Origin of the sequence: Salinimicrobium tongyeongense, assembly GCF_026109735.1 — a bacterium.
In the GTDB taxonomy this organism is placed as follows: domain Bacteria; phylum Bacteroidota; class Bacteroidia; order Flavobacteriales; family Flavobacteriaceae; genus Salinimicrobium; species Salinimicrobium tongyeongense.
Genome location: NZ_CP069620.1, coordinates 1,914,220 through 1,928,507 on the forward strand (window position 1 = coordinate 1,914,220; position 14,288 = coordinate 1,928,507).

Sequence of the window (14,288 nt, forward strand, 5' to 3'; positions counted from 1 at the left end):
TTTCTCTCTTGCTCAAAATCGCTTTCCATCCCATTTATGTTTTGCCTTTGCCCAAAGGTCACCGGTTCCCAATGGAAAAGTATGAGCTGGTGCCGCAGCAACTTCTTCACGAAGGCACTTGTACTGAAGAAAATTTTTTTGAACCTGTATTTCCCAATGAGGCAGATATACTTGCAGTTCACGATAAAGATTACGTAGACTCGCTGAAGAATGAGACTTTAAGCTACCGCGAAGCCAGGAAAATAGGTCTGCCGCTTTCTAAAAAGCTGGTAGAGCGGGAATTTTTGATTAGCTCGGGCACCATGATGGCTGCTGAATACGCTCTGAAAAATGGCATTGCTATGAACATTGCCGGTGGCACACACCATGCTTATACAAATCAGGGAGAAGGCTTTTGTATGTTCAACGACCAGGCGGTGGCGGCAAAGTGGCTGCAAAAGAAAAAGCTTGCACAAAAGATCCTCATCGTTGATCTTGATGTACACCAGGGGAACGGAACGGCAGAAATCTTCCAAAACGATGCTTCGGTTTTCACCTTTTCCATGCATGGTAAAAATAATTACCCCTTCAAAAAGGAAAAATCTGATCTCGATATTGAGCTGGAGAACAATACCGGCGATGAAGAATATCTAAAGATCCTGAAAGAAACACTGCCTCGCTTAATTGAACAACAAGAACCTGATTTCATCTTCTACCTGAGCGGAGTTGATATTCTTGCCACCGACAAACTGGGCAAACTTGGCTGCACCCAGGCCGGTTGTAAAGAACGGGACAGATATGTGCTGCAAACCTGCTATGATCTGAATATTCCCGTAGAGGTGAGCATGGGTGGCGGTTACTCTCCTCACATTAAAAATATAGTTGAAGCCCACGCCAACACTTTTCGCCTGGCACAGGAAATCTATTTTTAAAAATACCGGAGCTGCGAAATTATTCCTGAAATATACTTTCTTCTCTTCCAGTGAATACACCATCAGGAGAGAATTATGTTGAGAGAATTATTTCAGCCTAATCCCGTGTTTTTTCAGCAGCCCCCGGTATTCAAAAATGTCATTTTTGACTGGTAATTTGCGGCAGGAACAATTCCCTGCATACAACTTCGGTGATGTACTTTTTGTTGCCGTTCCTGTCTTCATAGCTTCGGCTGTTGAGTTTTCCTTCAATTTCAATTTGCCTGCCTTTGGGAACTTGCTGTGCCACCATTTCGGCCATTTTACCCCAGGCGACAATATTGTGCCATTGGGTATCGGTCACTTTTTCACCTTTCTGGTTGGTGTAAGTTTCCCGGGTGGCAAGTGAGAATTTTGCCAGCTTTTTACCGGTGCTTAAGGTGATGATCTCGGGTGCTTTTCCCACGTTGCCCGACAGCTGTACGTTATTTTTAAGGGTGTTCATAATACTGTGAATTATCGTTGTTAAATCCTTATTTTCCGAAAAGCAGTACTTCATTGCAAACCACTTCAGTAATATACCTTTTATTGCCTTCCTTATCTTCATAGCTGCGGCTGGTAAGCTTACCTTCCACGCCTATTTCCTTTCCTTTTGGTACGTAATTCTCAATAAGCTCGGCGGTTTTGCCCCAGGCAACCACGTTGTGCCATTGGGTGTCGGTCACTTTCTCGCCTTTGTTGTTCTTATAGGTTTCATTGGTGGCGATAGAAAATTTGGCAAGCTTCTTACCCGATTCCATGTTTAAAATCTCTGGTGCGTTCCCAACGTGTCCAATAAGCTGTACTTTGTTTCTTAGTGTGTTCATGATGCTATAATTTGTTTTAGCTGAAAATCATTTGTTCATTTCAACGAGACAAACCTACTGCCGGTCTTACATGTTATTCGGTTGATACTGATTTGTTTTCGTTTACATTCGTTTGTAAGTGTTTGTAAACGAATAATTTTTGCAGAATAAATTTTTGTATTATTACAAAAGTGCAGTGTTGCCAGGCCTTATAGATAAAATCAGGATGAATCAAAGAGCCTTTTGGAAATATTACCGGGATTTTATTTTTTCAACCTCATTTTTTCTGTGATCTCGGGGATGTGCTTTGGAGTGCTAAGCGACAGGTTTATTTTCTTAGCTTCGGAATGTTGATTGGGTATCAGGGTTTTGAAACCTTCAGGAAAAAAGAATATGAGCTGTACTACAACCTCAGATTTTCCAAAAGATTCCTTCTGAAGAAAGTCTGGGTGTGTAACCTTTTCTGTATGCCAGCGTTTTTCCTCCTGCTTTTCCTTTTTCTATTGCCTGTAAAAAACGAACAGGGCCTGGCCCCACACGAATAATTAAAATTGAGAAAGCAATGAAACCAGCTTCGGCTAAAGAAATAAGAGACGAATTAAAGCACCAGGACCGGGAAGAGCTGTTGCAAATTGTGCTGCGGCTGTCACGATTCAAGAAAGAGAACAAGGAGCTGCTCACCTATCTGCTTTTTGAAGCTCAGGATGAAGAAGAATATAAACTGAAGGTAAAAACTGAAATGGATTCAGAATTTGCCGCAATTAATCGCAGCAATGCTTATTACACCAAGAAAGGTATTCGTAAGATCCTCAAAAATGTCAAAAAATACAGTCGATATTCGGGGGAAAAGGAAACCGAAGTAGAATTGCTGATCTATTTTCTTCAGAAGATGAATGATTTCAAACCTGCTATCCGTCGTAATAAGATCCTGAAAAGTCTTTATGAACGGCAGCTGGACCTGGCGAAAAAGAATATGGAGAAGCTGCACGAAGACCTGCAGTACGACCTGAATCTTGAACTGGATAAACTTAAGTAGTATTAAGTACTGAGAAATCAGGAATGAAAAATAATAAACTAGTAACTGATTTTGCTAATTGAACTATGGATTTTCCGAATTTAAAAACAGAACGGCTGAAGTTACGGCAAATCACAGAAGAAGATCTGGGAAATATTTATTCGGGGCTTTCACATCCCGAGGTGATTAAATACTACAGAGTCAATTACAGCAGTCTCGATGCCATCCGAGAACAGCTGGCGTGGTATGCGGAACTGGAAAGGACCCGCAGCGGGATTTGGTGGGCAATAATTTCTGATGAAGATGACATTTTCTGTGGGGCCATTGGGTATCACAACATAAGCCCGATACACAAAAAAGCCGAACTGGGATTCTGGCTGCTTCCGGAGTTTTGGGGAAAGGGATTTATACAGGAAGCGATGGCGCCGGTGCTCGATTACGCTTTTCAGGATTTAAGGCTTCATCGCGTTGAAGCTTTTGTGGAAACTGAAAACATCAGTAGCCAAAATACCCTCAAAAAATGCCATTTTCAGCAGGAAGGGATTTTGAGGGATTCAGAATTTAAGAACGGCAGGTTTATAAGTGTTGCTGTTTTTTCACTAATCGATGAGCAGTAAACAAAAACTGAAATTTCTCTGTGAGCTTGACTTTAGCTTTGTGTTCTTCGTGAAAAGTCACACATGAGTGAGGGTTCTGAGTAAGAACACAAAGAAAAAATTACATATTATTTTTCAATTGCTAACCTAAAGGAATTTGTGGCCATTTATTTCAATGAACAATTATCAATAAACAATCAACAGGAGAAAGGAGGTCTGAATGAAAAGTTCACTACAATAGAAATTATCTGTGTATTTATTTCCAAAAATCCTCGCCCTAAAATTTTATTAAAAAATTGCTATTTTTAATAATATGGAAAAAAGCTGTCTTGAATGCGGGGAAAAAATTGTGGGGAGAACCGATAAAAAGTTCTGCAGCGATTACTGCCGCAATTCTTACAATAATAACCTCAACAAAGACAGCAAAAATATGGTGCGCAACGTAAATAACCAGTTGCGCAAAAATTACCGTATTCTAGAGGAATTAAACCCCGATGGCAAGATCAAGCTATCCAAATCAAAACTTCTTGCCAAAGGCTTCAACTTTGATTATTTCACAAGCATTTACACCACCAAGACCGGGAATATCTACTATTTTGTGTATGATCAGGGATACCTGCCGCTGGAAGGAGATTTTTTCGCCCTTGTAAAACGAATTTAATAGCCCCAGTTTTGACCTTTAAGGGCAAGAGCGGCCCGCAGAACATCACTCTGGCTTAGCTGACCCACAAGTTTGCCGTTGCTCACTATGGGAAACCGGCGAAACCGGTGTTCAATGAATTTTTTTGCTGCATCAAGCACATTCATATCGGCATCAATTGTAATGGCGTCGCAGGTCATCCGCTTTTCCACAAGATTGTCGTCCATGGGCAGGTTGTAGTATCTACTGTCTGAAATATGTTTTATGCAATCCCCTTCAGAGATCACTCCCTGCAGGTTATTATCTTCATCAACCACGCAACCGCCCGAAATTTTGTGTTGCATAAGCTGCTCCATAACTTCTATCACGGTCTGGTTTTTCCTGAAGGTAATGAGGTCGGTAGACATATAATCTTTCACGCAAATAGGTGTACTTGCAGCTTTTTCCGGCTCGGCCCTTCTTCCCTGAAAACTCTTGATTCCCATAGCGTAAATGTTTGATTGTTAGCTCTTAAAATATAAAATTCTTACAATATTCCGAAGAGAGTTGGCAATAATTTAAGATTTTTAGGGAGGCAGTTTAGTTGTTGAACTGCTTTTGGATATATTTGAAGATGGCAAAAAATATTCAGGTGCTTATTGCTATCCTTATTCTGTTCTCGGGTGTTATTTGGAGTATCATTGGCACCCGTCCTTATGTAGACCTTGACAAAGAAGTACCGGCCAATGAATTTTCGACTGCCCGGGCCTTTGAGCATGTGCAGGCCCTGGCGCAGGAGCCTCATTACGTGGGCAGTGCTGCGCATTCACGTGCCCGAAATTACATTGTAGATCAACTGGAGGCCCTGGGCCTTCTGGTAGAAATGCAGGAAGGTTTTTCACTCAATAAAGGCGGCACTCTCGTGCGCTCCCAAAACATCCTTGCACGCATTAAAGGGACTGGAGAGGGCGCGGCTTTGCTGCTCATGTCGCATTATGACAGTGCCATGCATTCTTCACCCGGGGCCAGCGATGCAGCCAGCGGCGTGGCCACTATTCTCGAAGCTGTTAGGGCTTACAGGGCTTCAGAAGAAATTCCTCAAAATGATATCATCCTGCTTTTTACAGATGCCGAAGAGCTGGGCCTTAACGGTGCCGAATTGTTTGTAAAAGAACATCCGTGGTCTGCAGATGTTGGCCTGGCGCTCAACTTCGAATCTCGCGGCAGTGGAGGAAATTCCTTTATGCTGCTGGAAACCAACGGGGGGAATAAAGCGCTTATTGATCTCTTTTCTGAAGCCAGAGTGCCTTATCCGGTTACCAATTCGCTGGCCTACAGCGTTTATAAAATGCTGCCAAATGACACCGATCTCACTGTGCTGCGAGAGCAGGGAAATATTAACGGGCTCAATTTTGCTTTCATAGACGATCATTTTGACTATCACACAGCTACCGACATCCCCAAGAACCTGGATGCCCGAACGCTCGCACACCAGGGCAGTTACTTGATGCCCCTGCTCAGGTATTCGGCTAAAGCCCCACTCAGTAGCCTTGATTCTTCTGAAGATGTACTGTTTTTTGATGTTCCGGGCTTAAGCCTTATCAATTATCCGTACTCATGGATTTTCCCGCTGCTGCTGGTATCACTCCTCATGCTGCTTGCCCTAATTATCTTTGGAATGCTGAAGAAAAAGCTGAAAGTGAAACCAATGCTAAAAGGCTTTTTGCCATTGCTGCTATCGCTTTTCCTGGCCGGCCTGGCGAGTTATTTATTCTGGGAATTTGCCCTTTGGTTTTACCCGCAGTACAGGGAAATGGAACACGGTTTTACCTACAACGGCTACTGGTACCTGGCTGCAGTGATCTTCCTGGCCCTGGCCATTTGTTTTTACGTCTATCACAGGTTTAGAAAACCGCAAAATTGCCACCAGCTTCTCATGGCACCGCTTGTTTTATGGTGGCTCATAAGTGCCCTGGCCGCAGTGTACTTAAAAGGGGCAGCATACTTTGTAATTCCATTAATTTTTGGAATTCTGCAGTTATTCCTTTTAATCGTCGATCTAAAGTGGAAGTTGCCTTTGCTGGCCCTTCTCAGCCTTCCGGCGATCTTTATTCTAATGCCTTTCATCCTTTCATTTCCGGTGGCCCTGGGCCTCAAAATGCTCTTTTTTGCGGCTGTTCTTGTCGTGTTGTTGTTCGTGCTGCTTTGGCCCGTGTTTGCAACTTTTAGAAATAACCAGCTTTTAGGGTTTCTCAGTTTTGTCATTTTTATAATGCTCTTTGTCGTTGCTCATTTTAAATCTGAATTCACCGAAGCTCATCCCCGGCCCAACAGCCTGGTCTATGTGGCCGATAAAGATCAAAATATTGCCACCTGGAACACTTACGATTATGCGCTCGATTCTTATACCGAAGCTTATTTTGAAGATGCCGTGCCTGCGCAGCAAAAGTATTGGTTTGGCAGTAAGAATGGCAGCAGCTTCAGCAAAACTGCGCCGGCGCCACAAATCATGCTTCCGGAGCCGTATATTTCTGTGGAAAAAGCTGAGGTTGAAGCTGAAGGCGAAGATGTTTACCACGTGAAAATTGCCCCCAATAGGGAGATCAATCGTATGGCTCTTTTTGCCGATAAAACGGTGAATTTTAAATCTTTTAGAGCTAATAACCTCGAAGCGGGATATCTTCAGCCCGGCGAAAGTGAGCTTCACGTGCACAAAAACAGGTGGTGGGACAGGTTGTTGTCTTATTATGCCGTGAGTAAAGATACCCTGCGCCTGCAAATGACCGTTGAAGAGGGAGTGCAGCCCGAAATTACCCTTTTAGAGGCCTCATATAATCTGCACGAGCATCCGCAGTTGCAGGTGCCAGCGCGAGAAAAAGAGATGATCCCCCGACCTTTTGTGCTAAATGATGCTGTTGTGGTGAAGAAAACGTTTATTTTAAAGTAAAGCACCAAATTTCAAGCACCAAAATCCAAAATAGATTAAAACAAATTATAGATAATAATGTCATCGATCGTAAAATATTTTTTTTCTCAAGTCTCAAGTCTCAAGTCTCACGTCTCACGTCTCACCTCTGTTCCAACTTCGTACTTCTAAAATCTAACTTTTCATAATTTGGAAAATATTACAATACTCGGAACGGGCTGGCTGGGACTGCCGCTTGCAAAAATGCTACTTGCTGAAGGCTTTTCAGTGAAAGGCTCCACCACTTCGGCCCATAAAATGCCATTTTTGAAGACTGAAGGTATAGATGCCTTTCAAATAAAAGTTACTTCGGAAGGAATTGAGGGGAAGATTGAAGAATTTCTTTCAGAAACAGATATTCTCATTATCGATTTTCCGCCGGGACTTCGAAAAAACCCGGAAATACATTATTCTGAAGCCATAAAAAAACTGGCTGAAGCAATTGAAGCTTCAGGTGTCAAAAAGCTGATTTTTGTGTCCTCAATTTCGGTTTATGAAGAGACTGAAAGCTTTCCGATGTATACAGAAGACACTCTGCCAAACGCCACTTCAGCTTCGGGGAAGGAGATTATTTCCGCAGAAAAAATCCTGCGTGAAAATGCCATTTTTGACACCACGGTGATTCGCTTTGGCGGACTTATGGGCGCGGGGCGGCACCCGGTCAAATATCTTGCCGGCCGAAAGGCCATTGCGAACCCGATGGGGCCGGTGAACCTTATTCATCTGGAAGATTGCCTGCTGGTGATTAAAAAACTGCTTGAAAATGCCATTTTTGGAGAGGTGTACAATGCCGTGTTTCCGCTTAACCCGCCAAAAGAGCGCTATTACCAGCAAAAAGCCCGGGAGATGGGATTGGAGCTTCCGCAGTTTGATCATTACCTGCCTTCTGTAGGGAAAGTGATCTCGGCTTCCAAAGTAATGCGCGAGCTGGGAGTGGAATTTGGCGCCGGAATTTAAAAGCTTCGGCAATAATTATAAACCCGGGCCATAGAGTTTGGCAAACCTTTAAATTTTAAAAATTGGGGTGCTACACCTTCAACATGCCTCTAAAGCCCCGTGCGGCATAGTAAGATTGGGCGCCGTTGTGATATATGAACACTCTGCCAAACCTGAAATCGCCAAAAATAGCTCCTCCTAAATCTCTTATTCCCTGAGGGGTTTTTAACCAGCTGGAGGTTTTGGTGTCAAATTCGCCAAACTGTTGCAGGTGGTGGTAGTCTTCTTCAGTTAGAAGTTCAATTCCCATCTCGGAAGCAAGATCCACTACGTTGTGCTTGGGTTTGTTTGCCTTTCTGGAATTTAGTGCCTCGCGGTCATAACAGAGGCTTCTGCGGCCTTCAGGGCTTTCCTTTGAACAATCCATAAAAACATATTCACTCGATTGTTCATTAAGACTTACCACATCTGGCTCCCCACCAGTGTCTTCCATTTGCTTTAGCGACCATAGTTTTTTTGGGTTAGCACTGAGTTTTTTCTCCACCTTCTCCCATTTTATCTTCTGGTGGCGGGAAGTATGCTCCTCAAACCTTGATTTAAGTTTCTGCAGAAGGTGCGCAGTTTCTTCTGCATTTAATTTGCTGTTCGTTGCCATTGGTGAGCTTAAAAGTTATATTCAAACAAGTTAGGAAGATAATAAATTTATTTCACCGGACTTACCTGTAAAAAGAGCTCTTAAAAATGTCATTTTTGACACCCTGTAGTTAGTTTTCACGAATTTTTGCTGCTGAAGGTTTGATTGATCAAAAAGGCTTTTAATTTAAATATTAAAAGCCTGGCATGTACTGCAAACATGTACCCTCAGTTTTGTTGCTCATTTGAAATATGGTGCCAGTTTTTGGGTTTATGAACTGGTATTTTAATCTTGATAACTTTTTGAGATTATGGGGTGGCTTCATACTTCGGTTTTTTTAGATTTGAGGTTTTGAAAAATTTGAGGACAGCCTATGAGTGCATTTGTGATAAGTAAAAGAGACAATGGAAATTATAAATTCACTTTTGCCTCCCGCAAGGGAAAAACTATCTTCACCAGCATTGCCTGCAGGGAAAAATCTGATTGCGAAAAGATCATAGAGGCCATCCAGGCCGAACTGGATGCGTTCACCTTTAGGAAGGCCAGAACGGGATCGGGAAAGTATTTTTTCAGGCTTACCCGCGGCGGATTTGTGCTGGCCACCAGCCGAAAATTCTCAACGGAATTGATGCTCCAAAAAGGTATTGATCAATTCATGAAATATGTTCCGGAAGCTGAGACGCTGGATTTTTCTTTGAATGAAGATGTTTTTGCTGAAGTTGAAGCAGAAGAATGATGTTTTCTTTCTTATAAATGAAATTTATCTTCTTTCCAGTTCATCGGATTGTTTTTAATGTAGTTTGAAATATTCCTGAAGGCCCTATCATCCCTAATGATAATGTCGTAGAAGCGGGTTTGCCATTCAAATTCAAATCCCAGTCGGTGGGCATGTTTTGTGGTAGCCGATTTATATGATCTAATGATGGTGGAGATTGAATTTGGTTTGGGGGAAATGTTTGCCATTTGGAGATTTTTGGGGATTGGGGATGGTTGCTGAGGGGATGGTTGCTGTGGAGATGGTTGCTGTGGGGATGGTTGCTGTGGAGACGTTGCATGCAACGTCTGTACTTCTTGAATTTTATCTTCATTTTCTCTTCTTTCTTCTCCCTTTTCTTTTATATTATCTTCCTCTTTTTCTTCTTTTGGGAGGTAAGGATTGTTGAGGATTAGGATTCCGTGGATGTGATTGGGCATCACGATGAAATTTCCTAATTGCAAGGTTGGTGCATGCTGGGGGAGGTCATGCCATAAAATATCTGCAATCGCCCCTGTGGGGGAGAGTTCCATTTTTTTGTTTTTGATATCCCCGAAGTAGTGTTTCCTGTTGGCAGTGCAAATGGTGATAAAATAAGCTGCATTCCATCTGTAATCCCAGTTTTCCAATCGGGCAGATTTTATCCGGTATTTGTTCTTAAAAAGATCGGCCATTGGTGCATGGGATGAGTGATTATGTGGCTAATTTCGGGGGGAGTAAATTTTCTTCCGAAGAAGTATCAAGATATAAAAAATTAAATATCAATTATTTATAAATAACTTCAGCAAAAATAATTGCTTAAAATGGTCGTAAAAATCTTTTCCGCAGAAAATTCAGGATTAAGCTTCGAGAACAGGGGCATCACTTTCTTTTTTCACCAGGAAAACGACGTAAATGAGGAGTCTACAGGCAATGAGCGAAAGCAGGATCATTAAATTCCAGGTAAGGGTGTACCCAAAATTATTGATCATCTGCATGCCGGAATTATGGCCAAAAATATGTCCTATAGAGAATGCTATACTGTATAATGCCATGTAGGAGCCCTGTTTTCCACCTTCGGCTCTTTTAAGGGCGAAGCTGTTTGAAAACGGAAATGCGATCATCTCCCCAATGGTCAAGAAGATCATTCCCACAAGTAAAATGCCCACCCATCCTGTGAGGTTGATAAGCAGGAAGCTTATGGCAACCAGGATAGTTCCCGTGATGACGTGGAAAAGCGGGGAACGGATTTTCCCTTCCAAATATTTAATGAGCGGCATTTCAAACAGGAAGATGAGGAAGCCGTTAATGCCCAGCAAAATTCCTATTTCAAATTCGGTCAAGAAATGTACATCGGCATAATAAAGCGGGATGGTTGAAAAATATTGCAGGAACACAAAACCGAACAGGATCATTGCACCTATAAAAACAAGGTATGGCTTGTCTTTCATCATAGATTTTGGAATGCTGAGGATCTCTTTGGGGTTTTCCACGGCTTTTTTTGGGTGGAGCAGTTTTAGCAGTAAAAATCCCGCCGTGATGCAGGTAATGCCGTCTACCCAAAAGAGTCCGCTGTAGCCGGCACCAGCAATGATGAGACCGCCAACGGCGGGCCCTGCGGAAAATCCGAGGTTAATGGCGAGCCTTATGAGGGTGATAGATCGGGTTCGGTTTTGGGGTTTGCTGTAGGCGTTGATAGCCACAAAAACTGCAGGCCTAAAGGTATCGGCTACCAGCATTACGATAAAGATACCGGCACAAATCCCCCAAAAAGATGTGGGGAACTGCAAAAAGATAAATAAGACTCCTGAAATTAGCAGGCTAAAAGCCATGGTCTTATAATGGCCAATTTGGTCGACCAGTTTCCCGCCCAGCCAGGATCCGGCCACAGATCCCAGGCCGAAGAACGTGAGGATCCAGCCTACTTCTTCAAGTGCAAAGCCCCTGTTTTTGGTCAAATACAGCGACAGGAATGGGATCACCATGGTGCCTGCCCTGTTGATGAAGGTGATGAATGCCAGGAGCCATACTTCCCGCCTCAGGTCACTAAAAGAGCCAATATAAGCCTTAAATAATCGCTGCAACATTGCTGAAAAATAAAAGCTGAAATTAAATTAAAAATGGATTGGTTGGGAGGAAATTTAAATATGAATTGTTTAAAATGAAAGTTTCTGCAAAGAAAGAGGGTGAATGCCGTTTTTTGAGAGTTTGGCTGGGAGATGGTGTGGCTGCTGAGACGTTGCATGCAACGTCTGTAGCTTTTTTTGAATAATTCCTGGCGGAATTATTTTTAATCCCTGCGGGATTAATATTCTTTTTTCTGCGGAAAAAAGAAAGCCCCTCCGGAAAGAGGGGCTTAAAATGTCATTTTTTAAAGGTATTACCAGATCTTCACCCGGTTTTCGGGAGCTACGTACATTGAATCTCCTTCCTGGATATTGAAGGCTTCATAGAAAGCATCAATATTCTGAAGTGGCACGTAAGCCCTGTATTCTCCGGGGGAGTGTGGATCTGTCTTGATCCTGTTCCTAAGAGCTTCTTCCCTCATCTTGGTTCTCCAAACGGTAGCCCAGCTCATAAAAAATCGCTGCTCGGGGGTGAATCCGTCTATTTTTCCGGGATTTCCATGCTCTTTCAGGTGGATCTGGAGTCCGTCATAAGCTGCGTTCACTCCTCCAAGGTCACCAATATTCTCACCTAAAGTGAATTTTCCGTTGATATAAACTGAATCCAGTACTTCAATGGCGCTGTACTGATCGGCCAGTCTTCCGCCAAGGGTTTCAAACTGCTCAAGGTCTTTCTCGCTCCACCAGTTGTTCAGGTTGCCATCGGCGTCAAAACGCGAACCACTGTCGTCAAAGCCGTGAGAGATCTCGTGGCCAATCACTGCTCCAATTCCGCCGTAATTCACAGCAGCATCGGCTTTATAATCGTAGAAAGGTGGTTGTAGAATGGCCGCAGGGAACACGATCTCGTTGTAAAGCGGGTTGTAATAAGCGTTCACAATTTGTGGCGCCATAAACCATTCGCTCTTGTCTACAGGTTTTCCAAGTTCGGCGATATCTTCTTCAACGCTCCATTTGGCGATGTTGAGCATATTCTGGAAGTATGACCCTCCATTTGCAGGTTCTTTGATCTCTATGCTGCTGTAGTCTTTCCACTCATCGGGATAACCTACCTTGATCTGGGTAGTGCCCAGTTTTTGCTTGGCCTTTACCTTGGTGCTGTCGCTCATCCAGCTAAGATTGTCAATCCTGTTCTCGAAGGCTTTTACCACGTTTTCAATCATTTCTTCAGCTTTTTGCTTTGCTTCAGCCGGGAAATGCTCTTCTACATATAGTTTTCCAAGAGCTTCTCCCACAGTCTGGTTGATTGTGGCAAGGGCACGTTCGTTGCGCGGAAGTTGCTTTTGTGCACCGCGAAGTGTTTTTTCATAGAATTCCCAGTTGGCATCTTCAATTTCGGTAGTCAGCATTCCTGCTGCATCGTTGAAAAGGGACCATCTAAGATATTCTTTCCAATCCTCCACATTTTGAGAAGCCAATGTCTTTTGAACGGCTTCCATGTAACGGGGCTGGCTCACAATAATAGTGTCTACGCCGGTAACACCAATGGCTTCAAAATAGCTGTTCCAGTTTACTGCCGGAACTTTATTCTGAAGTTCGGCAACGGTCATTGGGTTATAAGTATTTCGGGCGTCACGACGCTCTACTTTGTCCAGCATAGGTTGCGCAAGCGCAGTTTCAAACTCGAGGATAGTTTCTGCCTTTTTTGCAGCCTCTTCTTCAGAATCACTTAAGTACTGAAGCATTTTGGTAACATGAGCTACATATTTCTCACGCTTTTCTTTAGAATCTGCATCTTCAGCAATGTAATAATCCCTGTCTGGCAGGCCAAGACCTCCCGGTGACAGGTAAGCCGCGTTCATGTTGGAATTCTTTGCATCGGCACCCACGCCAAAGCTGAAGAATCCGCCGCCGCCATACATTTGCATTTCTTCAAGATAATTCTGCACGTCTTCTTTGGTCCTGATAGCCGCAATCTTGTCGAGGTAAGGCTGAATAGGCTGAATGCCCTGCTCGTTACGGGCCACGGTATCCATGATAGTTTTGTAGAGGTAAACTGCCTTAGCCTGGTCGCTGTTGCCGTCAAGGCTGTCGCTGTTTGCTGCACCTTCTAAAAGGGCAAGGGCATCGGCATCGGTCTTTTCGCGAAGTTCGTTAAAACTTCCCCATACGGTTTTGTCTTCAGGGATCTCGTTAGTATCCAGCCAACGGCCGTTCACGTACCTGAAGAAATTTTCCTGCGGAGTCACGGTAGTGTCCATGTAGGCAAGATTGATCCCGCGTGGTTCTTCGGCTTCAACTTCTTTGTCGTTCTTACAGCTGGTGAAAGCTGCTGTAGCCATAAAAGAAAGGAGAAAACCTTTACTTATTCTGTTCATAATTTTGGTAAATTTTAATTGTGGCGAAAATTAGTGAAAAGGAATGAATATTTAGCTTCTGCCACAGCTACTTATTGAGCTCTTAAATGAGACATTAATTTCCTGTCAAAATCGGCTTTTAGAGAGGTAACGGTATCTACATTCTCATTTGGAATAGCTATGGATAGGACGTAATGTTTGACCTTCCATTTGCCCGACTCATTATCAGCGACCCCACTCCCACGGCAAATGCCCATTTGGGTGTCCAGGAGTTCATCGAACCAAGCAATTTCTCCATCTTCAGCAAAAAAGATATTGCGTTCCAGGGTTGAGAAGCTCCAGGCCTTCCCGCGGTCAAAATATGGCTTTGACCATTGCATGAATTCCTGTTTGTTCCAGTTCTCTGTAGGATCTGTCCCTATAAAAACAGATTCATCAGCCATTAAGCTGAAGTAGTCTTCATAATTGGCCTGGGCAGCCGCGGCGTGCCAGTGCTCCAGTAACTGGTTCACCTGAGTTTGGGGAGTTTGCCCAAAAGCAAAGCTTCCGAAGAAAAACAGGAGTGTCAAAAATGGCATTTTACGCATAGATTTTTAAATTTTTAGTCTGTAGTCTGTAGTTTGTAGCTGGTA

15 protein-coding genes are annotated in these 14,288 nt (G+C 43.3%); 7 read left to right on the forward strand and 8 right to left on the reverse strand.

All coding sequences use genetic code 11. The features are described from left to right. The first annotated feature begins 8 nt into the window (after positions 1-8). Positions 9-911, forward strand: coding sequence for a histone deacetylase family protein (locus JRG66_RS08485; RefSeq protein WP_265162335.1), 903 nt, complete (start codon positions 9-11; stop codon positions 909-911). Positions 912-1,050: 139 nt separating this feature from the next. Here the strand turns inward: JRG66_RS08485 and JRG66_RS08490 are convergent, their stop codons facing one another. Continuing rightward, a complete protein-coding gene (locus JRG66_RS08490; RefSeq protein ID WP_265162336.1) occupies positions 1,051-1,395 on the reverse strand; it encodes a single-stranded DNA-binding protein in 345 nt (114 codons plus the stop codon). Between the two features lie 28 nt (positions 1,396-1,423). Beyond that, the gene (locus JRG66_RS08495; protein ID WP_265162337.1) at positions 1,424-1,756 is read right to left on the reverse strand and encodes a single-stranded DNA-binding protein; all 333 of its coding nucleotides are present in this window, start codon (positions 1,754-1,756) and stop codon (positions 1,424-1,426) included. A 541-nt stretch (positions 1,757-2,297) separates the two neighbouring features. Here JRG66_RS08495 and JRG66_RS08500 point away from each other — a divergent pair. The 3 genes from JRG66_RS08500 (at position 2,298) to JRG66_RS08510 (ending at position 4,007) form a co-directional block, all read left to right on the forward strand. Beyond that, on the forward strand, positions 2,298-2,771 hold the full coding sequence (locus JRG66_RS08500; protein WP_265162338.1) for a hypothetical protein: 474 nt from the start codon (positions 2,298-2,300) through the stop codon (positions 2,769-2,771). Between the two features lie 65 nt (positions 2,772-2,836). Further along, positions 2,837-3,367 carry a GNAT family N-acetyltransferase gene (locus JRG66_RS08505; RefSeq protein WP_265162339.1) on the forward strand — a complete coding sequence of 177 codons (531 nt, stop codon included), beginning with the start codon at positions 2,837-2,839 and terminating at the stop codon, positions 3,365-3,367. Positions 3,368-3,659: 292 nt separating this feature from the next. Beyond that, complete coding sequence (locus tag JRG66_RS08510) at positions 3,660-4,007, forward strand: hypothetical protein (protein WP_265162340.1); 348 nt, start codon at positions 3,660-3,662, stop codon at positions 4,005-4,007. On the opposite strand, the gene JRG66_RS08515 is transcribed toward JRG66_RS08510, so the two are convergent. Beyond that, positions 4,004-4,471, reverse strand: a complete 468-nt coding sequence (locus tag JRG66_RS08515; protein ID WP_265162341.1) for a CBS domain-containing protein — start codon at positions 4,469-4,471, stop codon at positions 4,004-4,006. The two genes, JRG66_RS08510 and JRG66_RS08515, sit on opposite strands and share 4 nt — an antisense overlap. Positions 4,472-4,599: 128 nt before the next feature. Between JRG66_RS08515 and JRG66_RS08520 the strand changes: the two genes are divergently transcribed. Together JRG66_RS08520 and JRG66_RS08525 are read left to right on the forward strand one after the other, a co-directional pair. After that, positions 4,600-6,912: a M20/M25/M40 family metallo-hydrolase gene (locus JRG66_RS08520; protein WP_265162342.1), complete on the forward strand. Its 2,313-nt coding sequence runs from the start codon at positions 4,600-4,602 to the stop codon at positions 6,910-6,912. Positions 6,913-7,080: 168 nt separating this feature from the next. Further along, positions 7,081-7,887, forward strand: a complete 807-nt coding sequence (locus tag JRG66_RS08525) for an NAD(P)H-binding protein (protein ID WP_265162343.1) — start codon at positions 7,081-7,083, stop codon at positions 7,885-7,887. 70 nt (positions 7,888-7,957) lie between these two features. On the opposite strand, the gene JRG66_RS08530 is transcribed toward JRG66_RS08525, so the two are convergent. Next, positions 7,958-8,521, reverse strand: a complete 564-nt coding sequence (locus JRG66_RS08530) for a DUF4256 domain-containing protein (protein WP_265162344.1) — start codon at positions 8,519-8,521, stop codon at positions 7,958-7,960. Between the two features lie 352 nt (positions 8,522-8,873). On the opposite strand from JRG66_RS08530, the gene JRG66_RS08535 reads away from it, so the two are divergent. Beyond that, positions 8,874-9,236, forward strand: coding sequence for a YegP family protein (locus JRG66_RS08535; protein WP_265162345.1), 363 nt, complete (start codon positions 8,874-8,876; stop codon positions 9,234-9,236). Between the two features lie 11 nt (positions 9,237-9,247). Here the strand turns inward: JRG66_RS08535 and JRG66_RS08540 are convergent, their stop codons facing one another. The 4 genes from JRG66_RS08540 to JRG66_RS08555 form a co-directional block, all read right to left on the reverse strand. Further along, positions 9,248-9,928, reverse strand: coding sequence for a transposase (locus JRG66_RS08540; protein WP_265162346.1), 681 nt, complete (start codon positions 9,926-9,928; stop codon positions 9,248-9,250). Positions 9,929-10,093: 165 nt separating this feature from the next. Further along, positions 10,094-11,317 carry an MDR family MFS transporter gene (locus JRG66_RS08545; protein WP_265165427.1) on the reverse strand — a complete coding sequence of 408 codons (1,224 nt, stop codon included), beginning with the start codon at positions 11,315-11,317 and terminating at the stop codon, positions 10,094-10,096. A 296-nt stretch (positions 11,318-11,613) separates the two neighbouring features. Continuing rightward, positions 11,614-13,677: a M13 family metallopeptidase gene (locus JRG66_RS08550; RefSeq protein ID WP_265162347.1), complete on the reverse strand. Its 2,064-nt coding sequence runs from the start codon at positions 13,675-13,677 to the stop codon at positions 11,614-11,616. Positions 13,678-13,748: 71 nt separating this feature from the next. Next, on the reverse strand, positions 13,749-14,243 hold the full coding sequence (locus JRG66_RS08555; RefSeq protein ID WP_371875307.1) for a nuclear transport factor 2 family protein: 495 nt from the start codon (positions 14,241-14,243) through the stop codon (positions 13,749-13,751). Between the last annotated feature and the right edge of the window lie 45 nt (positions 14,244-14,288).

Excerpts from the sequence above, each read along its gene's own strand:
- JRG66_RS08505 (WP_265162339.1), top strand. The coding sequence starts at position 2,837 with ATGGATTTTCCGAATTTAAAAACAGAACGGCTGAAGTTACGGCAAATC.
- JRG66_RS08555 (WP_371875307.1), bottom strand. The coding sequence starts at position 14,243 with ATGCGTAAAATGCCATTTTTGACACTCCTGTTTTTCTTCGGAAGCTTT.
- JRG66_RS08490 (WP_265162336.1), bottom strand. The coding sequence starts at position 1,395 with ATGAACACCCTTAAAAATAACGTACAGCTGTCGGGCAACGTGGGAAAA.
- JRG66_RS08550 (WP_265162347.1), bottom strand. The coding sequence starts at position 13,677 with ATGAACAGAATAAGTAAAGGTTTTCTCCTTTCTTTTATGGCTACAGCA.
- JRG66_RS08500 (WP_265162338.1), top strand. The coding sequence starts at position 2,298 with ATGAAACCAGCTTCGGCTAAAGAAATAAGAGACGAATTAAAGCACCAG.
- JRG66_RS08540 (WP_265162346.1), bottom strand. The coding sequence starts at position 9,928 with ATGGCCGATCTTTTTAAGAACAAATACCGGATAAAATCTGCCCGATTG.
- JRG66_RS08535 (WP_265162345.1), top strand. The coding sequence starts at position 8,874 with ATGAGTGCATTTGTGATAAGTAAAAGAGACAATGGAAATTATAAATTC.
- JRG66_RS08495 (WP_265162337.1), bottom strand. The coding sequence starts at position 1,756 with ATGAACACACTAAGAAACAAAGTACAGCTTATTGGACACGTTGGGAAC.
- JRG66_RS08510 (WP_265162340.1), top strand. The coding sequence starts at position 3,660 with ATGGAAAAAAGCTGTCTTGAATGCGGGGAAAAAATTGTGGGGAGAACC.
- JRG66_RS08520 (WP_265162342.1), top strand. The coding sequence starts at position 4,600 with ATGGCAAAAAATATTCAGGTGCTTATTGCTATCCTTATTCTGTTCTCG.
- JRG66_RS08515 (WP_265162341.1), bottom strand. The coding sequence starts at position 4,471 with ATGGGAATCAAGAGTTTTCAGGGAAGAAGGGCCGAGCCGGAAAAAGCT.
- JRG66_RS08530 (WP_265162344.1), bottom strand. The coding sequence starts at position 8,521 with ATGGCAACGAACAGCAAATTAAATGCAGAAGAAACTGCGCACCTTCTG.